23 protein-coding genes and 1 other RNA gene are annotated in these 26,371 nt (G+C 53.8%); 20 read left to right on the plus strand and 4 right to left on the minus strand.

Going from position 1 to position 26,371, the window contains the following annotated elements; translation table 11 throughout:
- Positions 1–241 precede the first annotated feature (241 nt).
- The 5 genes from JF44_RS0108475 (at position 242) to rnpB (ending at position 5,244) form a co-directional block, all read left to right on the plus strand.
- On the plus strand, positions 242–979 hold the full coding sequence (locus JF44_RS0108475) for a TerB family tellurite resistance protein (protein WP_033068524.1): 738 nt from the start codon (positions 242–244) through the stop codon (positions 977–979).
- Positions 980–1,115: 136 nt separating this feature from the next.
- Positions 1,116–2,939, plus strand: a complete 1,824-nt coding sequence (locus JF44_RS0108480) for an ATP-binding cassette domain-containing protein (RefSeq protein ID WP_033068615.1) — start codon at positions 1,116–1,118, stop codon at positions 2,937–2,939.
- 241 nt (positions 2,940–3,180) lie between these two features.
- The gene (locus JF44_RS0108485) at positions 3,181–4,032 is read left to right on the plus strand and encodes a DMT family transporter (protein ID WP_272945638.1); all 852 of its coding nucleotides are present in this window, start codon (positions 3,181–3,183) and stop codon (positions 4,030–4,032) included.
- 17 nt (positions 4,033–4,049) lie between these two features.
- On the plus strand, positions 4,050–4,781 hold the full coding sequence (locus tag JF44_RS0108490) for an N-acetylmuramoyl-L-alanine amidase (protein WP_033068526.1): 732 nt from the start codon (positions 4,050–4,052) through the stop codon (positions 4,779–4,781).
- A 67-nt stretch (positions 4,782–4,848) separates the two neighbouring features.
- Positions 4,849–5,244, plus strand: an RNA gene (gene rnpB / locus JF44_RS19910) — RNase P RNA component class A.
- Between the two features lie 56 nt (positions 5,245–5,300).
- On the opposite strand, the gene JF44_RS0108495 is transcribed toward rnpB, so the two are convergent.
- The 4 genes from JF44_RS0108495 to JF44_RS0108510 all read right to left on the minus strand — a co-directional run bounded on the left by JF44_RS0108495 (position 5,301) and on the right by JF44_RS0108510 (position 8,565).
- Positions 5,301–5,921, minus strand: a complete 621-nt coding sequence (locus JF44_RS0108495; RefSeq protein ID WP_033068527.1) for a pyridoxamine 5'-phosphate oxidase family protein — start codon at positions 5,919–5,921, stop codon at positions 5,301–5,303.
- 67 nt (positions 5,922–5,988) lie between these two features.
- The gene (locus JF44_RS0108500; protein ID WP_033068528.1) at positions 5,989–6,537 is read right to left on the minus strand and encodes a cysteine hydrolase family protein; all 549 of its coding nucleotides are present in this window, start codon (positions 6,535–6,537) and stop codon (positions 5,989–5,991) included.
- Positions 6,538–6,651: 114 nt separating this feature from the next.
- Positions 6,652–7,698, minus strand: coding sequence for a magnesium/cobalt transporter CorA (gene corA / locus JF44_RS0108505; RefSeq protein ID WP_033068529.1), 1,047 nt, complete (start codon positions 7,696–7,698; stop codon positions 6,652–6,654).
- 96 nt (positions 7,699–7,794) lie between these two features.
- Positions 7,795–8,565: an EF-hand domain-containing protein gene (locus JF44_RS0108510; RefSeq protein ID WP_238318402.1), complete on the minus strand. Its 771-nt coding sequence runs from the start codon at positions 8,563–8,565 to the stop codon at positions 7,795–7,797.
- A 551-nt stretch (positions 8,566–9,116) separates the two neighbouring features.
- On the opposite strand from JF44_RS0108510, the gene JF44_RS0108520 reads away from it, so the two are divergent.
- The 15 genes from JF44_RS0108520 to ftsA all read left to right on the plus strand — a co-directional run bounded on the left by JF44_RS0108520 (position 9,117) and on the right by ftsA (position 26,321).
- Positions 9,117–9,620 carry a division/cell wall cluster transcriptional repressor MraZ gene (locus JF44_RS0108520; protein WP_033068617.1) on the plus strand — a complete coding sequence of 168 codons (504 nt, stop codon included), beginning with the start codon at positions 9,117–9,119 and terminating at the stop codon, positions 9,618–9,620.
- Entirely contained in the window at positions 9,617–10,603 is a 987-nt protein-coding gene (rsmH, locus tag JF44_RS0108525; RefSeq protein WP_052065607.1) for a 16S rRNA (cytosine(1402)-N(4))-methyltransferase RsmH, read from the plus strand. The genes JF44_RS0108520 and rsmH overlap by 4 nt, the downstream gene beginning before the upstream one ends.
- Positions 10,600–11,031, plus strand: a complete 432-nt coding sequence (gene ftsL / locus JF44_RS0108530; protein WP_033068531.1) for a cell division protein FtsL — start codon at positions 10,600–10,602, stop codon at positions 11,029–11,031. Before rsmH ends, ftsL begins: the two co-directional genes overlap by 4 nt.
- Positions 11,028–12,746, plus strand: coding sequence for a peptidoglycan D,D-transpeptidase FtsI family protein (locus JF44_RS0108535; RefSeq protein WP_033068532.1), 1,719 nt, complete (start codon positions 11,028–11,030; stop codon positions 12,744–12,746). The genes ftsL and JF44_RS0108535 overlap by 4 nt, the downstream gene beginning before the upstream one ends.
- Positions 12,733–14,193 (plus strand): UDP-N-acetylmuramoyl-L-alanyl-D-glutamate--2,6-diaminopimelate ligase, encoded by a 1,461-nt coding sequence (locus tag JF44_RS0108540; protein WP_033068533.1) that lies wholly within the window; start codon positions 12,733–12,735, stop codon positions 14,191–14,193. The genes JF44_RS0108535 and JF44_RS0108540 overlap by 14 nt, the downstream gene beginning before the upstream one ends.
- Positions 14,194–14,252: 59 nt before the next feature.
- Complete coding sequence (locus JF44_RS0108545) at positions 14,253–15,695, plus strand: UDP-N-acetylmuramoyl-tripeptide--D-alanyl-D-alanine ligase (RefSeq protein WP_033068534.1); 1,443 nt, start codon at positions 14,253–14,255, stop codon at positions 15,693–15,695.
- Positions 15,696–15,725: 30 nt separating this feature from the next.
- Complete coding sequence (gene mraY, locus JF44_RS0108550) at positions 15,726–16,814, plus strand: phospho-N-acetylmuramoyl-pentapeptide-transferase (RefSeq protein WP_033068535.1); 1,089 nt, start codon at positions 15,726–15,728, stop codon at positions 16,812–16,814.
- A 10-nt stretch (positions 16,815–16,824) separates the two neighbouring features.
- Positions 16,825–18,237 (plus strand): UDP-N-acetylmuramoyl-L-alanine--D-glutamate ligase, encoded by a 1,413-nt coding sequence (gene murD, locus JF44_RS0108555; protein ID WP_033068536.1) that lies wholly within the window; start codon positions 16,825–16,827, stop codon positions 18,235–18,237.
- Positions 18,234–19,373, plus strand: coding sequence for a putative lipid II flippase FtsW (gene ftsW, locus JF44_RS0108560; RefSeq protein ID WP_033068537.1), 1,140 nt, complete (start codon positions 18,234–18,236; stop codon positions 19,371–19,373). Before murD ends, ftsW begins: the two co-directional genes overlap by 4 nt.
- A gap of 154 nt (positions 19,374–19,527) precedes the next feature.
- Positions 19,528–20,727, plus strand: a complete 1,200-nt coding sequence (gene murG, locus JF44_RS0108565) for an undecaprenyldiphospho-muramoylpentapeptide beta-N-acetylglucosaminyltransferase (RefSeq protein ID WP_052065635.1) — start codon at positions 19,528–19,530, stop codon at positions 20,725–20,727.
- A complete protein-coding gene (murC, locus tag JF44_RS0108570; protein ID WP_033068538.1) occupies positions 20,724–22,133 on the plus strand; it encodes a UDP-N-acetylmuramate--L-alanine ligase in 1,410 nt (469 codons plus the stop codon). The genes murG and murC overlap by 4 nt, the downstream gene beginning before the upstream one ends.
- Positions 22,134–22,140: 7 nt before the next feature.
- Positions 22,141–23,085, plus strand: a complete 945-nt coding sequence (murB, locus tag JF44_RS0108575; RefSeq protein WP_033068539.1) for a UDP-N-acetylmuramate dehydrogenase — start codon at positions 22,141–22,143, stop codon at positions 23,083–23,085.
- Entirely contained in the window at positions 23,082–23,996 is a 915-nt protein-coding gene (locus JF44_RS0108580; protein ID WP_033068540.1) for a D-alanine--D-alanine ligase, read from the plus strand. The genes murB and JF44_RS0108580 overlap by 4 nt, the downstream gene beginning before the upstream one ends.
- Complete coding sequence (locus JF44_RS0108585) at positions 23,984–24,847, plus strand: cell division protein FtsQ/DivIB (RefSeq protein ID WP_052065610.1); 864 nt, start codon at positions 23,984–23,986, stop codon at positions 24,845–24,847. Before JF44_RS0108580 ends, JF44_RS0108585 begins: the two co-directional genes overlap by 13 nt.
- Before the next feature lie 223 nt (positions 24,848–25,070).
- Complete coding sequence (ftsA, locus tag JF44_RS0108595) at positions 25,071–26,321, plus strand: cell division protein FtsA (protein ID WP_033068542.1); 1,251 nt, start codon at positions 25,071–25,073, stop codon at positions 26,319–26,321.
- Positions 26,322–26,371 lie beyond the last annotated feature (50 nt).

A 26,371-nucleotide genomic window follows, 5' to 3' on the forward strand; every position in this document is an offset into this window, starting at 1 on the left:
TTCTAGTTCTCTGGATTATTTTTATTATTTAGTGATCATAATTCATTCTACCAATAGTGGATATATAAATACCATTGTATATACTAATTGTTAATCCCCCCTACCTTTGGCACTAGTGCTTTCAAATTGGCCATTTATTTCCACGGGATGCGTACTATGTTTGTGCTTTGCACAAAGCATCCAAACGGCTGCTTAAGACAGACTGCCAAATGCATTACAACCAACAGGATGAAGATCACCCATGAGCATCTGGGGCAAAATTATTGGTGGAACCGCTGGTTTTGCCTTGGGCGGACCTTTGGGTGCGATCCTTGGTGCGGCGGCCGGTCACGTTGTTGACAAATTCAAAAACAGCGCACGTGGCCCACAGATTGGCGGACAAGACCCAAGACAGGTTGCCTTTGCGACCGGCGTAATTGTTTTGGCGGCCAAAATGGCAAAGGTCGATGGCCACGTCAGTCGTGATGAAATCAATGCATTCAAACGTGTCTTTCATATCCCACCGGGCGAAGAAAAGAACGTCGGTCGCATATTTGACATGGCCAAATCATCGTCTGACGGGTTTGAAATTTATGCCCAGCAGATCGCAACCATGTTCCGCGGGGAGCGCGCCCTGCTAGAAGGGTTGCTCGAAGCGCTTTATCAAATCGCAATGGCCGATGGCGAATTGCACCCGGCAGAACAGAACTACCTTAAGAAAGTCGCCCATATCTTTGGCTTTGCCGATGTCGACTTTGATCGGGTCCATCATGCCTTTACCGCGTCAAATGGCCCAGATCCCTATGAGCAGCTTGGTCTGACCCGTGAGGCCAGCGATGATGACCTGAAGTCCGCCCATCGCAAATTGTCACGTGAAAACCACCCTGATACCCTGATGGCCAAAGGGATGCCCCCCGAATTCATCGAACAGGCCAATGACAAGATGGCACGCATTAATGCGGCCTGGGATCAAATCTGCAAAGAACGTGGGATCCGTTGATTGGTCAATTGATCGGGCAATCCATACAGCAAGACCCGGTTTAAGATGATTTCCCTTGCAACAGCACCCGATTTGCTGTTTGCAGGGGACCGGTCACTGTGACCGTGTTTTCATCCTCAAGCGTATCGGTTTTTTCATGGCGCCACCGCTGATCAATATAAATGACATTCACCTGACCTTTGGCGGGAATGATCTGTTTTCCGATGTGTCATTTGCCATTGGGGAACGCGATCGACTGTGCCTTGTCGGGCGTAATGGCGGCGGCAAGTCCACATTGCTGAAAATCATCGCTGGTGAGATTGAGGCAGATGGCGGAGAGCGCTTTGTTCAGCCCGGCTGCAAGGTCGCTTATCTTAATCAGGAACCAAAATTCGACGGCTTTGACACGGTCGAGGAATTCGTGCTTTCGGCACTTGACGATCATGAACAGGAATATGCCTATCGTTCCGACATGCTGTTGGCATCGGTCGATATTGATCCGAAATCCGATCCCAAACAGCTTTCAGGTGGTGAAGGTCGCAGGGCGGCAATTGCGCGCGCATTGATCGCGGATCCGCAGGTCCTGCTGCTTGACGAGCCGACCAACCATCTGGATTTGCCAACGATTGAATGGCTTGAAGGCGAAATCAAGAATTTCCGCGGCGCTGTTGTTGTGATTTCGCATGACCGCGCTTTCCTGAATGCCGTTTCCAATGGCATCCTGTGGCTGGACCGCGGCGTTATGCATCAGGGGGCGATCAACTTTGCCAAATTCGAAGAATGGTCCGAGGAAATCTATCGCAAGGAAGCCGAAGAACGCGCCAAGCTTGATAAGCTGATCGCCAAGGAAACCGTTTGGTCGGTTCAAGGGATTTCTGCGCGCCGCAAACGTAATCAGGGGCGTCTGCGTCGCCTGTATGACATGCGTGAACAGCGCTCCAAACAGGTTGACCGCATTGGTAATGTGTCGCTCGCGGCCGATACCGGTGAAACATCCGGCAAGGTTGTGATTGAAGCAACCGACATCGCCAAAGCCTTTGGCGACCGACAGATCATCAGCGACTTTTCCACCCGTATTTTGCGTGGCGACAAAGTCGGGATCATCGGCCCGAACGGGGCCGGTAAAACGACATTGCTTAAGATGCTGACCGGGCAAGTTGAACCCGACAGCGGCACGATCAAGATCGGCACCAACCTGAATGCCAGCTATTTTGATCAAAAGCGTGCCGCTCTTGATGATGACAAGACGCTTTGGGATACGCTGTGTGATGTTGGCGGCGATCAGGTGATGGTGCGCGGCAACCCACGTCACGTGGTCAGCTACCTGCGGGATTTCCTGTTTGATGAAAAACAGGCACGAAGCCCCGTTGGCGCGCTTTCAGGCGGGGAACGCAACCGTTTGCTTTTGGCAAAACAGTTGGCCAAACCAACCAACCTTTTGATCATGGATGAGCCGACCAACGATCTGGATATGGATACGCTGGATCTGCTTCAGGAGATGCTCGACGATTACGAAGGCACGCTTTTGCTGGTCAGCCATGATCGTGATTTCCTTGACCGTGTGGTGACCTCCTCCATCGTTATGGAAGGCGACGGGACGGCGATTGAATACCCCGGTGGTTATTCCGACTATATTGCCCAACGCAAACTCTCGCGCGCAGAGGCCGCAAAGGAAGAAAAAGCCGCCGCCAAGCAGGTCAAGAAAACCGCACAGGCCAGCGCACCAAAATCAAAGCCATCTGGCAAGATGAGTTATAAGGACCAACGCGAATACGACAATTTGCCTGATGCGATGGCCAAGCTTGAAAAAGAAATCGCCACGCTGGAAAAAGCCCTTTCTGACAGCGAACTATTTACCAAGGACCCGGATGGTTTCCAGAAAAAGGTCGACCGACTGGACGCGGCACGGTCCGAACTTGAAGCATCCGAAGAACGCTGGCTTGAACTTGAAATGCTGCGCGAGGAACTTGGACAGGTCTAAGCGCCCGCCCCTATGGTGTTGAAACATGCACCAATGATATCCCTTGCCCAAAGGCCTGTTCTCCAGACACATTAGATCTGAGTTGAGAACAACTCATTTGTGTTTTGACTTGAAACATTGGATCAAGGGCCATGGTTACCACGACAACGTGGCGTAGCTGTGACCATTTGCCGGATGTCGGTCCACGCGATATCGCCCCTTTTGCTGAAAGGTAAAGCAGTTGCCGATCAAAGCCGTTCTTATGGCCTTTTCCGTGGCCGTCATTTGGGGCGTAAACATGCTTACCGTCAAAGGCGCGGTTGGTGAAATTCCGCCCTTTATCCTGACCGCGATCCGTTTTGCGGCTGTGGCGATCCTGTTGATACCGTTTACGAAGATACCACACGGACGCATGGGCAAACTTGCAATCATTTCCGTAACATTTGGCGGGCTGCATTTCGGGGTTCTGTTTTACGCACTGTCGATGATTGATGCCGGTCCGGTTGCAGTGATCATTCTTCTGGGCGTGCCATTTTCATCAATGCTTGCGACCTATTTCTTTAATGACAGGCTTGGCTGGAAGCGGCTGTCGGGCATGGCATTGGCCTTTATCGGTGTCACCATCATGTTCTGGGACCCGACCATGACCGAATTGCAATTACCGCTTTTACTGGTGGTCTTTGCATCCTTTATGTGGGCGGTTGCCAATGTCATGATCAAGAAGCTTGGGGATATCAACACCTTCCAGCTTAATGGCTGGATGGCATTGATGGCAGCCCCGCAACTGTTTGTCATGTCACTGATATTCGAACCCAATGCGTTTCAGGCTGTAATGGATGCAAGCTGGGTGGCTTGGGCCAACCTCAGCTTCACCGTGGTGATGTCATCGATTGTGGCCTATGGCTTCTGGTATCATTTGCTGAAAACTCAGGATGTGAATGCCGTTGTCCCATGGTCGCTGCTTGCCCCGGTGATCAGTGTTATCGGATCGTTTCTTGTATTTGACGAAGCGTTCTCGGTGCTTAAGATCATTGGCAGTATTGTGGTTCTGTGCGGGGTGGCCGTGATCATGGTGCGTAAACCGGTTCAGCGCAAAGCACAGGGAATGGCCTGATCAGGATGGGAGGTGGCATGCGCAAGGTAACAGTGCAAAACGACATCATTTCCCACCCATCACCCAATTTCGGGGACCGACCAGAAGGCTGCCCGATAGATATTCTGGTGCTGCATTACACCGGCATGAAATCAGGCAAGGAGGCACTTGAACGCCTGTCTGATCCGGAAAGCTCCGTCTCAAGCCATTATTTAATCGAAGAAGACGGCTCCATCTTGTTGCTTGTCGATGAGGACAAACGCGCATGGCACGCCGGACGAGGCTGTTGGCAGGGTTGCTCTGACGTCAATTCTCATTCGATCGGGGTAGAGATCGTCAATCCTGGCCATGAATTTGGCTATCGCCCCTTTCCCGACGTTCAAATCCAATCGGTGATCACATTGTGTCAGGATATCCTTTCACGTTTCGACATCCCGCCTGACCGGGTCATCGCCCATTCCGATATGGCGCCCGACCGCAAGGAAGATCCCGGTGAGCTTTTCCCGTGGAAACTGCTCGCCCAAAACGGCATCGGGATTTGGCCGCAAGATGATGAACTTGCACACGCAACACAGACACCCGCCGACCAAAACCCGGACGCCTTTGATCAGCTTCTTGCCAAGATCGGCTATTCCCTTGGCGATGAAAGCAACATTACGCAACGCGCCATTGCCTTTCAGCGCCATTGGCGACCAGCAGACATTTCCGGTGTCGCGGATGCACAGTGCTTTCGCATCGCCCGTGCGTTGGCAAATAAGATCAACCGTTAAGGTCAGGACCACATAACGCTGCCGCTTTTTCTTGACGCATTGGCAGATGTCCCCTACATCCCCACCACCAGATGGCCGGATGGCTGCCCTGATTGCAAGCAATCGGGGAGGAAAGTCCGGGCTCCACGGAAACACGGTGCCAGATAACGTCTGGCGGGGGCGACCCTAGGGAAAGTGCCACAGAGAGAATACCGCCGGATCGCGCAAGCCATCCGGTAAGGGTGAAAGGGTGCGGTAAGAGCGCACCGGTCCTTCAGCAATGCGGGACGCATGGTAAACCCCACCGGGAGCAAAACCTAATAGGAATGGTCGGCCGGATGCTTCGGCATTGTCGGCAGGTGGGTTTTCGCACCACCATTCGGGTTGGTTGCAGGAGGCGTTCGGCGACGGACGTCCCAGATGAATAGTCATCCAGTGCGGTTCGCCGCATGGACAGAACCCGGCTTACAGGCCATCTGGTATATTTCTTTTCTGATCGCCCAAATTGGCAACAGCGGGAATTTCCCCGCGGCAAAAGCCTCAGCCGCGTTCGGCAATTGATTGCGCGAAATGCTGATCAGATTCTTCTTGCGTGCCAATGGGAATGTTTACCCTCGCCTGATCCTTGATCATTTTGCCAAGGGTAGGAAGGCTCTTGCGGTCAATCTGAGTACCCGCGTCCCATAGCTTTGAGCGCATCAGCGATTTTGCACAATGCAAAAAGGCTTCTTCGACCGTAACCTTGATCGCTGTGATAGGGGGCTTTGGCGTGTCGGCAAACAAAACAAGCAATTCCGGATCTGTGCTGATCTCGGCAAGACCATTTAGCCGCAACGTTTCATTCACGCCCGGCACAAAGAACAGCATCCCGACCTTCGGATTTTCGATGATATTGGAAAGCGTATCAACCCGGTTGTTGCCGGGGCGATCGGGCATGACAATGGTGTTGTCATCAAGCACCTTGATGAAGCCGGGGCCGTCTCCACGCGGGCTGACATCGGCATCCCCATTCGCATCTGCCGAAGAAATAACCGCAAAGGGCGCCAAACCGATGAAATGTTTGCAGTGCGGATCAAGCGCGGTCAAGCACTTGGCAACAGCAATCTCGATCGGATCTCCGTAAATGGCACGGAGTTTTTCCTGAGTGTCGATCTTGGTCATGAGGCACACCTTTTGCGGGAATCAGGCGGCGAAATTGCGCCACCTGCCCAGCCAAGTCAATTGCAGATCAAGCTGCAATGATTTCATCAACCGCTTTCACGGTAGCAAATTCTTCATTCAGGCTGGCAAGTGCCACATCATGAACCAATTCGGCGGCAAAAATCCGACCGTCGGGCAACTTTCGATCAAAGGTCGCACAGGCGTCAGCGGCAATCGTCGCATCAAAACCAAGGTTGGCCGCCATACGTGTTGTTGTGTTCACACAATGATCCGTTGTGATGCCACACAACACCAACCTTGAAATCCCCCGGGCACGCAAATCCGCCTCAAGTCTGGTACCGATCAGGGCTGAATTAACGTTCTTGCCATAAACAGGTTCGCCATCAATCGGGCTTAATTCCGGCTTGAATGCATTGCCCGGATGGGCGGGATGCAGGCGTGATTGGGGCTCGGTGGAATCATGTTTGGCATGAAAGACCGGCCACCCCGACGTGCGCCAATGGTCGAGAAGCTTTTTGCCATTGTTTTCAGCATCTGGGTTGTTGCGGTTACCCCAATATTCGAGGTCATCAAATCCTTGCTGCCAATCAATCAGGATCAGGGCGGTCTGGCTCATTTTGGAGCTCCGGAAGCGGTATTAAAATATGTGCGGCGTTGCGGGCGAGTTTACCAACAAACCCCGTGGCGTGCAGGACAATCAGCCCACCAATTGCGCCAAACCCGCGAATATTTAAAGCCACCCTTTGCGTTTGAAATACAGCAACGGCAACACGGCTGAGAGAACCATCAATCCGATGGCCACCGGATAGCCGAACTCCCAACCAAGTTCAGGCATAAATTCGAAGTTCATGCCATAGATACTGGCAATCAGGGTGGGGGGCAGGAAGGCGGCAGCGGCGACCGAGAAAATCTTGATGATGTTATTTTGCTCGAGGCTGATCATGCCAAGTGTCGCATCAAGCAGAAAAGTCACCTTGTTGGCGATGAAATTGGCATGCTCAGTAATCGAGCCAATATCGCGTGACAGCACCTTAAGCCGCGCCTTGGCATCCTTTTTAAGGCGAACCTGAGTGGACAGAAAAAGCCCCAAACGGTGCAGGTTCAACAGACTATCCTTGGCCTTGCCGGACAGATTGCCCGTTCGCCCGATTTGACGCAGGGTTTCACGATGATCACGATCCGCCCCACGATCTTCGGGGTTGGCGAAAACCTGATTGGAGAGGTTTTCAAGATCAACCGCAGTTTGCTCCATCACATCGGCTAGACGGTCGACGATCTGTTCAAGCAGCCCGAAAAGAACGGACTCTGCACTGTTGACAAGTGACGGGCTGCGCTTGACCCGACGGATAAAGGTTTTAAACGGGACCGGGTCCGCATACCGAAGGGTAATCAGGGTTTTCTTGACCAATATAAATGTCACCGCCGTTGTCTGCGGCGCATCGGTTGTCGCACGAGTTAAAACCGACACGGTCATGAAAAGCGCGCCGTCCTCCTCATAAAGACGCGAGGAAAGCTCAATTTCCTGCATTTCCTCACGCGTTGGGACTTCGATGCCAAAACGTTTCTCGATCTCATGGATTTCATCAGACGACGGTGAAAGCAAATCCACCCAGACCGGCAGGCGCTCTGTCTTTGACGTGACCGGTTTTGGATCGGTTACGCCTACGGGAATTTGTTCATCATGAACCCCATCAGCACTATTTGCCGCCGGATCAACTGCCCCCTGTGTATCATCGCCAGCTGTGCGCGCCGGGGCAAAGAATTCGTTGGTGTCCATGAGCTTCTCCGTGTCTTCCGGTCAACCGTTGGTGACGGATGCCAGTTTATTGTTTTGGTGTCATGCGACAAATACGTGTCAATGCGGTATCAGATGCTAAAATGGCAAGACCGTCTGAAAAGAGAACGGATCAATATCGGCCTCGGCTCCGCGTTTGTCATCATATGTCAGACGCACTTGGGTCATGAACTCATCCTTACTGATCATTTTATCGCCATCAGCGTCAAATTCTGGAAACAGAAGTTCAAGACGTCGACTTTCGGTGCGCAACCGTTGGCGGTTGGCCTCAGAAGAACCGGGCAATTGTTCAACCGCGGAAAATTCACGCCCGACCAGCACATGATCACCATTGATATCGCGCCGACGGAACATCCAGCTTGCATAGGCGGCGGCTTCATCCGCACTAATCCGGCCGTCCTGATCAATATCCACCGGGTGATATTGTTCGCGGTAGACCTTGACCTGCTCGGGAATGCCCAGTGGTGCAACACCAGAGCCAGCGTTTTGCTGGGCAAGCGCCTTGGCTATTGCCTCGCTCAGTCCGGGGATATTTGCCGCGCCGTCACCGGAAACGCCAGGCAGCCCTGAATTTGATCCATCCCCGGCAAGGCCATTAAGCCCTGAAAGCCCGCCCATACCAAATTGGGACATCAGTTCGGGGTTGCTTTGCAATTGTTTCATGATCAAGGGCAGCAAGTCGCGCATCTGCGGTGATGATACCTCGGGCGAGGTTGATCCATTTCCGGTCGGATCCAGACCAAGCCCTTGCGCAAACGCCGATCCATTGCCAAACGGGCTTTGGCCGAGAACAGCAAAAGCCCCAAAGAATGTGCAACCTATTAATAGAATGGCAGCTTTTATCCGCAAAAATCGCTTCCTTCGTTTCGCTGACGCTGCCCCGCGCCAGTAAATCGGCAGCCCCAAACGCGGGGTTATTTCATTCCCGATGGTCGATTTTCTGATCATCCAGGATCACACCACCATCTTGCAGGAGTATGCCCGCGCATCAAACCCGATTGGGAGTCAAATCGCAAATTGTCTTCAATCATCCCATCAAAATCCAATTCTGCATCGGGTCCATCAAAACCCAAATTTCGGTTTTCGATGGCCTGTCCATGGGTATCCATGGAACGGGTTTGGGATTTTATGGGCAGAAGGCAGTTAACCTTGTGATTCCTGACGTTTTTGGTGGAAATCAGCCTTTTTGCATATAGAGCTGAAACCGTCGGAAAGCACCAAAACGTCACATTTGAACCCATCAAATCCCATTGACCCCCATCATTTCCCATGGTACCCCATAAAGAGGCACAAATTCCGTGCCATGCGGGGCATATCCATTTCAGACAGCAACAGGTCATGTGACCGCCCATTACGGGTCTTGTTTTGAAATCGGATTTTTTGATCAGGGGAATGGCGACGTGCTGTTCACAGGGACGCACATTCACAAGCTGGACCGGAAGGGACGCGTATCTGTCCCCAAACGGTTCCGTGCGGCCCTTGACCAGGAAGAATTCGCGGGCATCTACCTGTATCAATCTCACAAGGAAAGCGCGCTTGAAGGCTGTAGTCACAGCCATATGGAACGCATTGCCGCATCACTTGACGAACTCGACATGTTCTCTGACGAAGCTGATGATCTGGCGGATACCATCCTTGGCTCCTCGCATATGCTTCCTTACGACGGCGAAGGCCGCATCATTCTGCCCGCAGAATTGATCGAATTTGCCCGTATCGAAGATCAGGTGGCCTTTGTCGGCCGTGGTCGCACCTTCCGCCTGTGGAACCCGGACATCTTCAAGCCCCTGCAAGATGCCAGCCGGACCCGCACGCTCAACCGTGGTGCGACGCTTAAGCTCAAACCGATGGCCGAACTCCCCAAAGGCGCACGTCCCGGCGCCCCCAGCGAGGAGGACGCATCATGAGCGATGATGATCTAAGCTTTGCCACAGAAGACCGTCCGCACAAGCCGGTCCTGCTGCGCGAGGTTCTTGATGCCCTTGCCCCGCGTGACGGCGAAATCATGGTCGACGGCACCTTTGGCGCAGGCGGTTACTCCCGCGCCATTCTTGATTCTGCGAAATGCGAACTTTACGGCATTGATCGCGATCCTACCGCCGTTGCCACCGGTAAAAAGTTTGAAGCCGAATACGATGGCCGCTTCCACATGGTTGAGGGTTGCTTTGGTGATATCGGTCGCCTGATCCCGGCGGCAGGTGCGCAGAGGGTTGACGGCATCGTTCTGGATATCGGCGTGTCATCCATGCAGCTTGATCAGGCCGATCGTGGGTTTTCATTCCGCGAGGACGGTCCGCTTGATATGCGCATGTCGATGTCTGGCCCAACAGCGGCCGACTTCGTCAACACCGCCGAAGAAGTCGATATTGCCAACGTGATTTATCGGTATGGCGAAGAACGCGCGTCACGCAAGGTCGCACGCAAAATCATAGAAACCCGTGACGACGAACCCTTTGCCACGACATCGCAACTGGCCCGTGCCGTGCGGTCTGTGGTGCGTAAATCCAAGGATGGCATTGATCCGGCCACCCGCACATTCCAGGCACTCCGCATCTATGTAAACGACGAGCTTGGCGAACTTGAACGCGCGATGCATGCGGCAGAAACGCTGCTTAATCCCGGCGGCCGCCTAGTAGTTGTAACTTTCCATTCCCTTGAAGACCGTCAGGTCAAAACATTCATGAAGGAACGGTCGGGCGATCCGAACAAAATGTCACGACGTCTACCCGGTGAACCGGAAGTCGCCATTCCAACATTTACCACGATCACGCGCAAGGCCGTCACCGGCCAAAAGGACGAAATCCGCGCCAATCCGCGCGCCCGTTCGGCAAAGCTGCGTGCCGTGGCCCGCAATGACCAGCCCGCGACATCGCAAGGGGGGCAGAAATGACCCGTGCGGTAACCATTATCGGCCTGGTTTTGACCATCCTGATCGGCACTGGCACCTATTGGGTCAGCCACGAGGTTGAACGTCTTGAAAAGCAGTACGCGCAAATTCAGTCAGAAATCCTTGCTGAACAGGAAAGCATTCATGTCCTTCAGGCAGAATGGAGCTATCTGAACAATCCGGAACGGATTGAACGTCTGTCTCAGCAATATCTGAGCCTGGCACAAATTGAAGTGCCTCAGATGGCACGCATTGATGATCTGCCAGAAGACGCTGACCTGCACCAGTATCGCATTGACAAGTTCGGCGAGGCGGTAGCCTTCATGCCGATCCCGCGCGCCCGCCCCGGCGACCTGATGTATGACGAGGCAGCCGATGCGATGATCATTGATGCACCCTCAGTTGCGGCAGAAATCGGGGGCGCACAATGAGCTTTACCCGTTTTTCATACTGGCTGCGGGGCGACCGCCCGGAACTGGGCCCGGATCAACGCGAACGTCTTGCGCTTGAAACCGCACGTAACCGTATTTTCATTACCGGTGCGATGTTCATCATCGGTTTCTGCTGGATCACTTATGGGTTGGTAGATGCATCTGTTCTGCGCCAGGGCAATGAGCCCGCTGTCGCATCGGGCACTGACACCCGCGAACTTAAAACCGAACGCGCCGATATTGTTGATCGCAACGGCATGCTGCTTGCGACCGATCTTCCGACCAATTCGCTTTATGCTGACGCCCGTGTCGTCAAAGACCCGGTTGGGTCGGCCGATCTGCTGCTGACCGCCCTTCCCGGTCTGGATCGCGACACGCTGATCCGCAACCTGAGTTCGCGCAAGGCATTTGTCTGGCTTCGCCGCAACCTGACGCCCGAACAGCAATATGAAGTCAATTCACTTGGCATTCCGGGTTTGAACTTCCAGCGTGAAGAACGCCGCATTTATCCGCATGGTCGTTTGTTCTCGCATGTTCTGGGTTTCACTGACATCGACAATAACGGCATCGCCGGTGCCGAACGCGAATTTGATAACGAACTTCGCATCAACAACGGTCCGCTTGAACTTTCCCTTGATACCCGTGTGCAATATGCACTTGAGGAAGAAGTCGCAACCGCGATGGAAACCTATAGCGCGGTTGGCGCTGCCGGGTTGGTGATGGATGTCTATACCGGTGAAGTCGTCGCCATGACGTCGCTTCCGAACTTTGACCCCCATCGTCCGGGACAGGCCCCGGCAGATGCGCGGTTCAATCGTTCGACCCTTGGCGTCTATGAAATGGGGTCGGTGTTCAAACTGTTTAACACCGCCATCGCACTGGAAACCGGGACATCGACGCTTAATTCCGTATATGACGCAAGCGAGCCGCTGCCGGTTGCCGGGTTTAAAATCCGCGATTATCACGCCGAAAATCGTTGGCTGACCTTGCCGGAAATTCTTGTGCACAGCTCCAACATCGGGTCTGCGCGCATGGCAATGGCCTTTGGCGGAGAGAACCAGCGCAAGTATCTCAAAAAGCTTGGCATGCTCGACAAACCGCAGATCGAGCTTCCTGAAGTTGGCGGGCCGCTGGTGCCCAGCCCTTGGCGCGAAATCAATACCATGACGATTTCGTTCGGTCATGGTTTGGCCGTGACACCACTTCAGGTCGTCAGTGGCATTTCCACCATTGTGAACGGTGGCATTCGCCGACCGGCAACCATCCTCAAACAGGATGGCGCACCGGCAGGCGAACGTGTGTTTTCCCAGAAAACGTCGGAACTGCTGCGTCGCTTGATGCGGCTGGTGGTTACCGAAGGTTCTGGCAAGAAGGCCGAAGTGGCGGGTTACTTCCTGGGCGGGAAGACCGGCACGTCGGAAAAACTTGTGAACGGGCGCTACGTAAAGAACGCCCGCATGTCGACCTTTGTCGCCGCCTTCCCGATGCAGGACCCTAAATATGTGGTTCTGGTGACGCTAGACGAGCCCAAAGGCACCAAAGAAACGTATGGATTTGCCACAGCAGGTTGGGTGTCCGCCCCTGCCGTTGGCAAGGTTGTGACACGTATTGCTCCCCTTTTGGGCATTGAACCGGCGAATGCGAAGGCGCCGGAGATTGAGCAAGCGCTGCAGATCGAACTTCGCAAGGGGGAGCGCAAACTTGCGTCTTTCTGAGCTCATGGCAGGTGATCAGGCGGCATTGAAACATGCCGAAGGACAGGACCCGAACATTACGGGCCTGACAGCAGACTCTCGCACCGTTAAGGATGGCTATATGTTTGCCGCCCTTTCCGGCGCACGAGACGACGGCTCCAAGTATATCGAAGATGCGATCAAACTTGGGGCAGCAGCCATTCTGGCAAAGGACGGCACACCAAAACCGGCTGCCCCTACGGTTCCCCTCATCCCGGTGGAAAATCCGCGCAAACGGTATGCCCAGCTTGCGGCACGCTTTTATGGTCAGCAACCGGCAAACATTGCAGCAATCACCGGAACCAACGGCAAAACATCGACCGCGATCTTTACCGAGCAGCTCTGGACGATCCTTGGCAACTTGTCGGGCTCCATCGGAACGCTTGGCATTCGTGCGGCCGGCGCAAAAATCCCCGGTTCGCTTACAACACCTGATCCTGTCGCCCTGCATCAAAGCCTTGATGAAATGTGTGGCATCGGGGTCACCCATGTTGCGATGGAGGCAAGCTCGCACGGGCTTGATCAGTACCGTCTTGATGGCGTGAAAGTCACGGTTGCAGCGTTTACCAACCTGTCCCGTGATCATCTGGATTATCACGGGACGTTTGAAAATTACTTCGCCGCCAAGGCGCGTCTGTTTTCTGACCTTCTGGTAGCAGATGGCACCGCCGTCCTGAATGCCGACGTCGAACAGTTCGGATTGCTTAAACAGATGTGTGCAAAACGTGGTGTCAATGTTCTGTCCTATGGTCAAAATGCTGATGACATCAAGCTGCTGGATGCTGTTCCTGACAGCACCGGCACCAAGATCACCCTTGCGGCCAACAAGGGTGAATACAGCGTTCACCTGCCCCTGATGGGCAGCTTCCAGGTGATGAATGCGCTTGCCGCCCTTTCCATCGTTGTTGCATCGGGTGCCGATTTTGATCAGGCGGTCCTTGCCCTTGAAAAGCTTGAAGGTGTGCGCGGTCGTTTGGAAATGGTGGGTAAAACCAGTTTTGGCGCACCGGTATTTGTCGATTACGCCCACACCCCGGATGCACTGGAAACCGTCATCAAGGCGGTTCGTCCGCATTGCAAAGGCCGCATCGTTTGTGTATTTGGTGCCGGCGGAGACCGTGACGTTGGGAAACGCCCGTTGATGGGCCAGGTTGCCCATGATTTCGCCGATATTGCTATCATCACCGATGATAATCCGCGCAGCGAAGATCCGGCCATCATTCGCGCCGCGATCAAGGACAAGTGCGAAGGTGCTGTTGAGATCGCTGACCGCGCAGAAGCCATCAAACGTGGCATTGGCATACTTCAACGCAACGATGTCCTTATTGTTGCCGGAAAAGGCCATGAAAGAGGCCAAATCATCGGCGATACGGTTCTTCCGTTTGATGATGCATCTGTTGCCCACAGCATTCTTGTTGGCGGCAATTGACCTTAATTCCCGTTACGGCGCTTTGGCCGTGATGGTCTGACCGAAAAGAAAGCAACGTTATGACGAAGGCTGTTTTATGGACGGCAAAAGATGCCGAAACTGCGACCGGTGGCAAGACCACAGATGACTGGACGGTAACGGGCATCTCAATTGACAGCCGAAAAGTCAGCAAAGGCGATCTGTTCATCGCCCTTAAAGGCCCGAATTTCGACGGCCATAAATTTGCCCAGGCAGCCCTTGATGCCGGGGCAAATGCCGTCATGGTATCGGATGCGACGGGCATCACCGATGCTAACAAGGTTCTGTTGGTGAACGACACGATGGCTGCGCTTGAAGATCTGGGCAAAGCCGGACGCGCACGCAGCGATGCAAAAATCGTCGCCATCACCGGCAGTGTTGGCAAGACTGGCACCAAGGAAGCGTTGAAATACGTGCTGTCCCAGCAGGAAAAAACCCACGCCAGCCCGGCAAGCTTTAACAATCACTGGGGGGTGCCGATTACACTGGCGACCCTGCCTGTTGATGCGAAGTACGCTGTTGTTGAAATCGGCATGAACCATCCGGGTGAAATCAGCCCGTTGGTCAAATTGGTCAAGCCATCTGTCGCCCTGATCACTACTGTTGTCGGCGCACACACAGAATTCTTCAAGGACGAAGCCGAAATCGCCATGGCCAAGGCCGAGATTTTTGACGGCCTTGAAAGTAACGGCACAGTCATCTTGAACCGCGACAACTTGCATTATTTCGCCCTTGCGCGCCGTGCGAAGGAACTCGGGATTGGCGACATCAAGTGCTTTGGTACCGATGCGGTATCAAATTATCGCCTGTTTGAAGCCAACATCGTCACGGATGGCAGCGCAGTGCGCGCCCGTGTTGATGGTCGCGACCTTGAATATTTCATCGGTTGCCCAGGCGAACATTGGGTTTTGAACTCTCTGGCGGTGCTGGGCTGTGTCACAGCACTTGGTGCTGATCCGGAACGTGCATCACAGGATTTGGCCGATGTCACCCCGCCTGCCGGGCGCGGCGAGATTTCCACGGTCAAGCTGCCCTGCGGCGACGGCACCTTTACGCTTATTGATGATTCCTATAATGCCAATCCGACCTCGATGATGGCGGGAATCAAGGTTCTGTCGCAAAGCAAGCCGGGCGAAGGTGGTCGTAAAATTGCCGTTCTTGGTGAAATGCGTGAACTGGGCGAAGACGCCGCAAAAATGCATGGCGATCTGCATCACCCATTAACCTCGCTTGAAATTGATCAGGTTTATTCTGTTGGTCCGTTGATGGCTGAACTGGACAAAACGTTGCCTGCGGAACGCAATGCCGGTCACTTTGACACCCCCGAAGACGCGATTGAGCCAATCAAGGCGGCTTTGCGTGCCGGTGACGTGGTTTTGGTCAAAGGGTCACTTGGCATTTACGTTTCGAAAATTGTATCGGCCTTAAAATCCTGTGGCGTGGTGGACAATTCCACAACCGCAACAGAACAGGGTCAGCGCTGACCCTCAGTCGCAAAAGGAACGACAAGAGCGATGCTCTATAATCTGCTTTATCAATTTGCTGATCAGATGCCGGTACTGAATCTGTTTCGGTACATCACATTTCGTACGGGTGGTGCGATCATCACCTCGCTGGTCCTGGCCTTTGTCATTGGCCCGCATCTGATCAACTGGTTGCGTTCCAAACAAAGCGAAGGTCAACCGATCCGCGAAGATGGCCCGGAAAGCCACCTTTTGACGAAAAAGGGTACGCCAACCATGGGCGGGCTTTTGTTGTTGATCTCAACATCAATTGCCACCCTGCTGTGGGCAGATTTGACCAATCCATACGTCTGGGCGGTTCTTCTGGTCACCATCGGCTATGGCTTCCTTGGGTTCCTTGACGACTTCCTGAAAGTTTCAAAACGCAATACCAAGGGCCTTCCGGGCAAGCTTAAACTTCTTGGCCAGTTTTCCATCGCGGCCCTTGCTGCATGGTGGATTTCATATAACACCGCCGATCCGCTTTCGACGGCACTTGCCTTCCCGTTTTTCAAGAACTTCCTGCTTGATCTGGGCTGGTTCTTTGTGCCGTTTGCCATGTTTGTCATGGTTGGGGCATCCAATTCGGTCAACCTGACCGATGGCCTGGATGGCTTGGCGATTGTGCCGGTAATGATTGCCGCCGCAAGCTTTGCACTGATCACCTATCTGATCGGTAACGTGCAGTTCGCGGAATATCTGCAAGTTCACTATGTCGCGGGTTCGGGTGAGTTAACCATTTTCCTTGGCGCGCTGGTCGGTGCCGGACTTGGGTTCCTTTGGTATAACGCCCCGCCCGCCATGGTATTTATGGGGGACACCGGGTCGCTCGCCCTTGGCGGCGCACTTGGAGCAGTTTCGGTTGTCACCAAACACGAACTGGTTCTGGCAATTATTGGCGGCTTGTTTGTCTTGGAAACCTTGTCGGTCATTATTCAGGTCGGCTCGTTCAAGCTAACAGGGAAACGCGTTTTCCGCATGGCACCGCTTCATCACCATTTTGAGAAAAAGGGCTGGCAGGAACCCACCATCGTGATCCGCTTTTGGATCATTGCGGTGATTCTGGCACTTGTCGGGCTTGCAACCCTGAAACTCCGGTAAGGACACCAACGTGATCGACCTTTCACATCTGCGCGGCAAAACCATTGCGGTTCTGGGTCTGGGAAAATCCGGACTGGCCAGTGTGAAAGCCCTGATCAATGCCGGTGCTGTTGTCTGGGCATGGGATGACAATGCATCTTCACGTGAACAGATCGAACCGCTTGGCCTCGTCCCGATCAATCTGAACGAATGTGACTGGACGGAACCCGACATGCTGGTGATCAGTCCGGGCATTCCATCCACCTTCCCAACCCCACATCCGGCAGCCGAAAAGGCCCGCCGCGCGGGAAAACCGATCATTTGTGACGTTGAACTGCTGTGTATTGCCCAGCCTGATGTCCCGACACTGGCGATTACAGGCACCAACGGCAAATCAACGACCACCGCCCTGACTGCCCACATCATTGCAGAAGCGGGGATTAAAACGCAGGCTGGTGGCAATCTTGGCAATGCGGCCCTTGGATTAGAACCCTCAACGGCGGATGATTGTCTGGTACTGGAACTTTCGTCCTACCAGCTTGAGCTGATGGCACATGCCCAGTTCGATGCCTGTGCGCTATTGAACATTACACCTGACCATCTGGACCGTCATGGCGGACTGGATGGCTATATCGGTGCAAAACGCCAGATTTTTGCGCGCGCCAAAGGTCCGAAATGGGCGATTATTTCCGTCGATGATGAACCGTGCGCCAGAATGGCTGTCGAATTGGCCCGCGAAGGTGGTCGCCATATCATCGAAGTATCGGTCAAAACCCCGGTTGATCATGGTATTTATGTCGATCATGAAGGCTGGCTGATTGATGACACGACAGGGGCCAACACCCGCATTCTTGATCTGAATACGATTACCCATATGCCCGGTCGCCACAACTGGCAAAATGTTGCCTTTGCTTATGGGCTATGTCGTGCACGCGGGGTTGATGCCACAAGGATCATTGATGGTGTGATGTCCTTTCCGGGCCTTGCCCATCGTCAGGAACGTCTTGGTGACATTAACGGCGTTGTCTTTGTCAATGATAGCAAGGCCACCAACGCCGAGGCATCTGCAAAGGCGCTTTCAGCCTATCGGAACATTTATTGGATTGTTGGCGGCAAACCCAAGGAAGGCGGGATTGCAGGATTGGAAGAATTCTATCCCAATATCAAAAAAGCCTATCTGATTGGTGCCGCGACCAATGAGTTTGCGATTGCCCTTGGCGGTGATTTACCATGGGAAAAATGTGAAACCCTTGATGTCGCAACCAAGACCGCCTTTGAAGATGCCAATGCCAATGGCGATCAGAACCCGGTCGTCATGCTGACGCCGGCCTGCGCATCGTTCGATCAATTCAAAAGCTTCGAAGCACGCGGCAACGCCTTTCGCGATCTTTACGCCCAGCTGGCCGATGCCAATGGCGCAAGTGCCGGAAAGGCAAGCACATGAAGTCCCTGTTTGGTCAGAACACAAACATTGCCTTTTCGCGCGCCGATACATCGGTGCTCGGCATCTGGTGGTGGACGGTAGATCGCTGGCTTTTGGCTGCCATCATTCTTTTGATGGGTATCGGTGCGCTTCTTGTCATGTCGGCAAGCCCACCGGTCGCAGAACGCATCAATGTTGATAGCTTCCACTTCGTCACCCGCCAATTTGTCTTCCTTGGCATGGCGACCATCTGCATGTTCACCATTTCACTGCTGCCACTGAAATGGGTCAGGCGATTGGCATCCTTCATGTTTCTGGGCGTGATATTTTTGCTGATCATTACGCCCTTTGTCGGTTCGGAAATTAAGGGTGCAGTACGCTGGATTTACATTGCCGGGATCAACCTGCAGCCGTCGGAATTTCTCAAACCCGCCTTTGCGGTTGTCATTGCCTGGATGTTTGCCGAAGGTCGCTTGAATCCGAACTTTCCCGGCTACATTGTCTCAAGCCTTATTCTGGCCCTTTGCATCTTCTTGCTGATGATCCAGCCGGACTTTGGTCAGACTGTTGTGATCGCCTCGATCTGGTCGGTTCAGATTTTTCTTGCCGGACTGCCGATCATTTTGGTGTTTTGCCTTGGCCTTGGTGCAGTTGGCCTGGCCGTCAGCGCCTATTTGATCCTGCCCCATGTTCAGTCTCGCGTGGACCGCTTCCTTGATCCGGCATCGGGGGACAACTATCAGATTGAAAGATCAATGGAAGCCTTCATGAGCGGCGGTATCATGGGCCGTGGTCCTGGTGAAGGATGGGTCAAAAATTCCATCCCCGATGCCCATTCCGATTTCATCTTTGCCGTGGCCGGTGAAGAGTTCGGGCTTTTATTCTGTGTGCTGGTTGTTGGCGTCTTTACCTTCATTATCATGCGTGGGCTATCGCGCCTGATGGGGGAACGCAATCTCTTCGTTGTGCTGGCAGTTTCCGGCATTCTGGTTCAGTTCGGATTGCAAGCCGTGATCAATATGGCATCTACCCTGCAACTGGTTCCGCCAAAGGGCATGACACTGCCGTTTGTATCCTACGGTGGGTCGGCAACCATCGGCATTGCGATTGGGATGGGCTTTGTTCTTGCCCTTACGCGCAAACGCCCGAACGAATAGCCCGTCACCAGTCATTGAAACTTTCTACATCAAAACGACAAATTCAGGCCTTATTCAGTCCCCGGTTTGAAGGGATATTAACTTTTGTCGGGTTCTGATGGGGGTAACCGTCGGGGTCTGTCCCCGCACCGCCGTCGTTTCACATGTGGACAAGATGACTGACTTCGCACATCCAGATACATCCACCGCCGATATACCGCTTGCGGGTCAGGTGATTGCTGTTACGTCGGGCGGCACCGGCGGGCATATGTTCCCTGCTGTGGCCCTATCCAAATCGCTTGTGCGTCGGGGGGCAAAAGTTCTGTTTTTCACAGATGCCCGTGCTGCGCGCTATACCGAAGGCGTCGAAGGTGTTGAAACCATTGTCCTGCCAGCAGGCGGCATTGCCGGCAAAGGCATCAAGGGGCGTCTGGTTGGTGCAGCCCGTCTTGGTCTTGGCACATTGAAGGCACGCGCCCGAATTAAAAAGGCCAAACCTTCTGCGGTCATTGGATTTGGCGGATACGCCTCAATCCCCGCAACCATGTCGGCCAAATGGCTGGGCATCCCGTTTGCCATTCATGAACAGAATGCGGTTCTTGGACGCGCCAATCGCCTGGTCGCAAACCATGCACAGCGGATCGCCACATCCTTTGCCACAGTTAAAATGATCCCGTCTGGTGACGAAGATAAAGTAATCTGGACAGGCAACCCGGTGCGTGCCGAAATTGCTGCACTTGCAGCTTGCGAATATGACACGCCAACCAATGACGGCCTCATTCGTCTTTTGATCACCGGTGGGTCACAAGGCGCGCGGGTTTTGTCTGAAATCCTGCCCACCGCTTTGGTCAATCTGCCAGAAAACATTCGCACGCGCCTTGTTGTTACCCAACAGGCCCGTGAAGAAGATATTGATGCTGTGCGCAAGACCTATGACGGATCATCTATCGATGTGACACTGGCGTCCTTTATCAACGACATCCCCGAACGTCTGCGCGATTGCCACTTGGTCATTGCCCGTTCTGGCGCATCGACCGTGGCAGAATTGACCGCTGCCGGGCGCCCGGGCCTTTTGGTTCCACTGCCCCATGCCATTGACGATCATCAACGTTTTAATGCCCAGCAGATCGAAGACGGTGGTGGCGCTTGGCTGATACCCCAAGACCGTTTCTCAAGCGAGGCCGTGACAGATCGACTGGCAAAACTTTTGACCAATCCGGCGGCCTTGACGCGTGCGGCAAAGGCCGCCAAAAGCAGCGGACGCGCCAACGCCGCAGAACGGTTGGCCGATATGGTGCTTGATATGCTGGGCCTGAACCCGGCCGGAAGCCCTGATAACAAGAACATGAGCAAAGACCGAGGAGACATGCAATGAACACCCTGCCGCTCAACATCGGCACCATCCACTTTGTCGGTATTGGTGGCATCGGCATGTCCGGTATTGCCGAAATCCTTAATAACCTTGGGTATTCGGTTCAGGGATCTGACATTTCCGATAATGCCAATGTGCAACGTTTGCGCACCCTTGGCATCAAGGTCTTCGTCGGTCATGAAGGCACCAATGTCGAGGACGCCAAGGTGGTTGTGATTTCAACCGCCGTGAAGCCAGACAACCCCGAAGTGGTTGCCGCACGCGCGGCCATGATCCCGGTCGTACGCCGCGCGGAAATGTTGGCCGAACTGATGCGCCTTAAGGCGGCAATTGCAGTTGGCGGCACGCACGGCAAAACCACGACCACATCACTTGTCGCCACCATGCTGGATGCTGCGGGCCTTGATCCGACCGTCATCAATGGCGGGATCATCAATTCTTACGGTACCAATGCGCGTTTGGGCGACGGGGACTGGATGGTGGTAGAAGCAGATGAGTCTGATGGTACATTTGTTAAAGTACCTTCTACCATCTCGGTCGTGACCAACATTGACCCCGAACACCTTGATCACTGGAAAGACTTCGACCAGCTGCGCGAGGCCTTCAAAAACTTTGTTCAGAACATTCCGTTTTATGGCTTTGCCGTGTTGTGCATTGATCATCCGGAAGTTCAGGCCCTGATTGGCAGAGTGACGGATCGCCGTATTTTTACCTTTGGTTTTTCGCCGCAGGCAGACGTCCGCGCAGTCAATGTGCGCACCAACATTAGCGACAGCGTCTTTGATGTCGTGATCCGCGAACGTGTTGACAGCGAAGAACGCGTGATCAAGGATGTTCGATTGCCAATGGTTGGCGATCACAATGTGTCCAACTCGCTTGCTGCAATCACGGTCGCATTGGAACTTGGTATCGCAGATGAGAAAATCGTCTCCGCCTTTGATGGCTTTACCGGCGTTAAACGCCGTTTCACCAAAACCGGCGAAGTTGACGGGGTGACCATCATCGACGATTACGGCCACCACCCGGTCGAAATCAAGGCGGTACTGAAAGCCGCCCGCCAGGCCACACGGAACAACGTGATTGCCGTTGTACAGCCGCATCGTTATTCGCGCCTGCATGACCTGTTTGAAGATTTCTGCACCTGTTTTAACGACGCGGACAGCGTGATTGTTGCCGATGTTTTCGAAGCCGGAGAAAGCCCGATCGACGGGGCATCGCGTGACGCCCTTGTCGAAGGCCTGCGTAATCGCGGACACCGTCATGTCAGCGCCCTTGAAAGCCCCGACAAATTGGCTGAAATCGTCAAGAACGAAGCCGAAGAAGGCGACCTTGTGGTTTGCCTTGGTGCCGGCTCCATCAGCGCATGGGCCAATGCCCTGCCCGCCCAACTCGAAGCCCTGAAGAACTGAGGTCGTCATGAGCACGCCCGGACATCATACCCCGCTGATTGACAAACTGCCCAAAGTGCGTGGAAAGTTGCGCGAAGGTGCGCAGCTTTCCAAAGTCACCTGGTTTCAGGTTGGTGGTCCGGCGGATGTGATGTTCCGCCCGGCTGATGAAGACGATCTGATTGAGTTCCTGAAAGGCAAACCTGCTGATATGCCGGTTACCGTCATTGGCGTCGGGTCAAACCTTTTGGTGCGCGATGGCGGTATTCGTGGTGTTGTCATCCGCCTTGGCCGGCCTTTTACGGAGGTTGAAGTCAAGGACGGTGCCGTTCATGCAGGCGCAGGCGCACTGGACCTGAGTGTTGCGCAAACCGCACAGATGAACGGTATTGCCGGACTTGAATTCCTGTCGGGCATTCCCGGCACGATTGGCGGAGCCCTTCGCATGAATGCCGGGGCCTATGGCACCGAAATCAAGGATGTACTGGTTTCTGCCACCGCTGTGGATGTTAAGGGCAAAGTTCATACCGTCACACCTGACGAAATGGACATGACATATCGCCATTGTGGCCTGCCTGAAGATTGGATTTTCACGTCGGCTGTTTTGCGGGCGTCATCAGGTGATCCTGCAGATATTGCAGAACGCATGGCGGAAATACAGGATGCGCGTGCCGGTTCCCAACCGATCAAATCACGTACAGGCGGATCAACATTTGCCAACCCTGTTCCGGATCGGGCATGGGAAGTCATTGATGCGGCCGGATGTCGTGGGTTGACGATTGGCGGCGCGCAAATGTCAGAACAACACTGCAACTTCATGATCAATACAGGCGACGCCACTGCGCTTGATCTTGAACAATTGGGCGACGAAGTCCGCAAGCGGGTTAAGGAACACAGCGGCGTTGAGCTGCGCTGGGAAATCCGGCGGATTGGCGAACGCCTTGGCCACTCGATCATAGGAAAAGACGCATGAGCAAACATGTCGCGGTTATTCTGGGCGGTTGGTCTGCAGAACGGGAAGTATCCCTTTCATCAGGGCGCGAATGCGCCAAGGCATTGCGTGAAAAGGGTTATCAGGTTACCGAAGTTGATGCCACCCGCGACATCGCCAACCAACTAAGCACCATGGTTCCAAAACCCGATGTGATTTTCAATGCCCTGCATGGTCGCTGGGGCGAGGACGGTGCGGTTCAGGGCCTGCTTGAAATCATGAACATCCCCTACACCCATTCGGGTGTCCGGGCATCTGCCATTGCCATGGACAAGATGTCTGCCAAGGCGATGTTTGCCGAATATGACATTCCCTGTGCCCGCCATGTCTGGGTCACCCGAGACGAAATCGCCACTGGCAAGGCACTGCCGCCGCCCTATGTTCTGAAACCCAATAACGAAGGGTCGTCTGTCGGGGTGGAAATCGTCCTGACGGCTGAGGAAGAACAAAATATGCTGTCGCGCGATTGGGTTCATGGCGACGGCGTCATGCAGGAAGAATTCGTCGCCGGACGTGAAATGACCGTTGCTGTCAAAGACGGCCAAGCAATGGAAGTCATCGAAATCCTGACCGGCAATCATGCCTTTTATGATTTTGAATCGAAATACGTTCAAGGTGGGTCGGAACACGTTATCCCGGCTGATATTCACAGCGATCTGCGCGATCGCCTGCAACGCCATGCCGAAGAGGCCTATAAGGCGCTGGGGTGCCGTGGGGTCGCACGTGCTGATTTCCGCTATGATCCGGAACAGGATCGGCTGGCGATCCTTGAAATCAACACCCAACCGGGCATGACACCAACGTCACTGGTTCCGGACGCTGCCCTTCACGAAGGCATGAGCTTTGGCGATATCGTTGCATGGATGGTGGAGGACGCTTCATGCGAACGCTAGAAGAACAGGCCCGCGAACGGCGCGAAAAGCTCAGTAAAAAACATGGCGTTGGCTCGAACGTCAAAAAAATTGCCCGCGTCATGTGGTGGACAGGTTTCTTCGGCGCAATCACCATCATCCCGGCTGCCCTTTGGTATACCGGAAAAGCCGACAAATGGCTGGCCCTGGCCGAAAAGGAAAGCATTTACCTGTCTGCCCGACTTGGCATGACGGTCAATAACATCGAGGTTTCCGGTCGCGAAAAAACCGACACAAACGCCCTTTTGGCTGCGATCGGGCAAAAACCCGGCACACCAATCATTACCTTTGATGTCGATGCAGCACGTGAACGGATCGAAGAACTGTCCTGGGTTCGCAATGCCACAGTTGAACGCCAATTGCCTGACACCCTGATAGTGTCAATTGTTGAACGTAAACCACTTGCCATCTGGCAGACAACAGACCGCAACCATGTGCTGATTGATGGTGATGGTGAACAGCTGCAAAACTATGAACTGGGCGATTATCTTGATCTGCCGGTGCTGGTCGGGGCCGATGCTCCCAAAAGTGCGGCCGAGATGCTTGGCATTCTGCAAACCATTCCCGATCTCTATGCCCAGGTGACCGGCGCCCAACGCATCGGTCAGCGTCGCTGGAACATTCAGCTTGCAAACGGCATGTTTGTTCGTCTGCCAGAACAGGATATGGACAAGGCATGGCAACGCTTGGCGATGCTAAATCGTGAACATGACATTCTTGAACGCGATGTCCTGATTGTTGATTTGCGACTGCCCGACCGGACCTTTGTACGCCTAACCCCGGGCGCAGCAGAGCTGCGCCGAAACCCGCCAAAGAAGGAAGGCGCGGTTTAAAACATATTGCCTTGATCTGACCACCTCGTCAGCGCAAACAAAATTTCAATATTTTTGGCGAAATCGCGCTTTGTCAGGCGATCTTTCATACAAACAGGTGAAAGATGCGTAACCTGATGGTCTGCCTTAACCAATTTGCAACCGCTTTTGGTGGAAAACGGGCGTAATAAGGTAGGTCTTAGAAACACCACCAGATAACCCATAAAAAATTCAGAGCATTCAAGTGGCACGCGGCAAAACCAGATCAGGATTGATTGCGGCTTTGGACATCGGAACGTCCAAGGTCTGTTGTTTTATTGCGCGACGTGAAAAAGACCAACCGCCGAGAATCATCGGCATTGGCCACAATATGTCCAAGGGACTGCAAAGCGGTTCGATCTCGAACCTTGATGCCGCACAGGAAGTTGTGTTGGCGGCGGTGAATGCAGCTGAAAAAATGGCCGGACAAACAATCGATTCGGTCATCGTCAATCTTTCCGGTGGGCGCCCCGAATCTGAAACCCACACGGTCGAGCTTCCACTTGGCTCTCGCCCGATTGGCAATCTGGAAATCCGCAAACTTAACGATCAGAAAGAAGCATTGCTGCGTCAGGCAGGTGACGAGCTGATCCATACAGTACCGCTTGGTTTTCGTCTTGATGGCGCAAACACCATGAATGACCCGCGTGGCATGTATGGCTCCACCCTTGGCCTTGATTTGCATTTTGTGCGCACCCAAACAGCGCCACTGCGCAACCTTGATACCCTTCTTGCGCGCTGCCATCTTGCGATTGAGGAAACCGTTGTCACACCGTTGGCATCTGGTCTTTCGGCCCTAACGCCCGATCAGCGCGATCTTGGGGCGACCGTGATTGATATGGGCGCAGGCACCACGAGTGTTGCGGTTTTCAACGCCGGTCAGGTTGTTTACACCACCTCGATCCCGGTTGGCGGGGCACATGTTACCCGTGATATTGCCTATGGGCTTAATACGTCTCTTAACCATGCTGAACGCATGAAAACGTTGCATGGCAGCGCCTTGACGTCACCTTCGGATGATCAGGAAATCCTTGCGGTTCCCACCATCGGCGATGAAGACGAAAACAATTTCAATCATGTGCCACGCTCAATGTTGATCAACATCATCAAGCCCAGGCTTGAAGAAACCTTTGAATTGATCCGCGATCAACTTGAAGAACATGGCCTGTCACAAACTGGCGGGCGCAGCATTGTTCTGACCGGTGGCGCAAGTCAGCTTAACGCCATCGCCGATCTGGCAAGCCAGATGTTTGAACGCCCGGCTACTGTGGCCCTGCCGCACGGCGTATCCGGTCTTGCCGAAGCCACGGCGGGCCCGGCCTTCTCGGCCTGTTCGGGCCTGTTGCTGCGCGCTGTTGAACAACAAAACGACCCGCTCAGCGAAGCAATGGCACAAATCCGCAAATCAGGCGGACGCTGGGGGCGTTTGGGCGCCTGGCTCAAGGAAAATTTCTAGCGCCAGAAGTATCTGTACTTTTTTGTGCATTTTCCTGAAAACTTTTGCCC

The sequence above is a fragment of the Thalassospira australica genome, from assembly GCF_000763295.1.
Classification (GTDB): domain Bacteria; phylum Pseudomonadota; class Alphaproteobacteria; order Rhodospirillales; family Thalassospiraceae; genus Thalassospira; species Thalassospira australica.

Coding starts and splice junctions, on each gene's coding strand:
- JF44_RS0108475 (WP_033068524.1), top strand. CDS start 242: ATGAGCATCTGGGGCAAAATTATTGGTGGAACCGCTGGTTTTGCCTTG.
- ftsW (WP_033068537.1), top strand. CDS start 18,234: ATGAAGTCCCTGTTTGGTCAGAACACAAACATTGCCTTTTCGCGCGCC.
- JF44_RS0108500 (WP_033068528.1), bottom strand. CDS start 6,537: ATGAGCCAGACCGCCCTGATCCTGATTGATTGGCAGCAAGGATTTGAT.
- JF44_RS0108495 (WP_033068527.1), bottom strand. CDS start 5,921: ATGACCAAGATCGACACTCAGGAAAAACTCCGTGCCATTTACGGAGAT.
- JF44_RS0108490 (WP_033068526.1), top strand. CDS start 4,050: ATGCGCAAGGTAACAGTGCAAAACGACATCATTTCCCACCCATCACCC.
- JF44_RS0108580 (WP_033068540.1), top strand. CDS start 23,082: ATGAGCAAACATGTCGCGGTTATTCTGGGCGGTTGGTCTGCAGAACGG.
- murB (WP_033068539.1), top strand. CDS start 22,141: ATGAGCACGCCCGGACATCATACCCCGCTGATTGACAAACTGCCCAAA.
- rsmH (WP_052065607.1), top strand. CDS start 9,617: ATGAGCGATGATGATCTAAGCTTTGCCACAGAAGACCGTCCGCACAAG.
- JF44_RS0108480 (WP_033068615.1), top strand. CDS start 1,116: ATGGCGCCACCGCTGATCAATATAAATGACATTCACCTGACCTTTGGC.
- JF44_RS0108485 (WP_272945638.1), top strand. CDS start 3,181: ATGGCCTTTTCCGTGGCCGTCATTTGGGGCGTAAACATGCTTACCGTC.
- JF44_RS0108535 (WP_033068532.1), top strand. CDS start 11,028: ATGAGCTTTACCCGTTTTTCATACTGGCTGCGGGGCGACCGCCCGGAA.
- JF44_RS0108585 (WP_052065610.1), top strand. CDS start 23,984: ATGCGAACGCTAGAAGAACAGGCCCGCGAACGGCGCGAAAAGCTCAGT.
- corA (WP_033068529.1), bottom strand. CDS start 7,698: ATGGACACCAACGAATTCTTTGCCCCGGCGCGCACAGCTGGCGATGAT.
- ftsL (WP_033068531.1), top strand. CDS start 10,600: ATGACCCGTGCGGTAACCATTATCGGCCTGGTTTTGACCATCCTGATC.
- JF44_RS0108545 (WP_033068534.1), top strand. CDS start 14,253: ATGACGAAGGCTGTTTTATGGACGGCAAAAGATGCCGAAACTGCGACC.
- mraY (WP_033068535.1), top strand. CDS start 15,726: ATGCTCTATAATCTGCTTTATCAATTTGCTGATCAGATGCCGGTACTG.
- murG (WP_052065635.1), top strand. CDS start 19,528: ATGACTGACTTCGCACATCCAGATACATCCACCGCCGATATACCGCTT.
- murC (WP_033068538.1), top strand. CDS start 20,724: ATGAACACCCTGCCGCTCAACATCGGCACCATCCACTTTGTCGGTATT.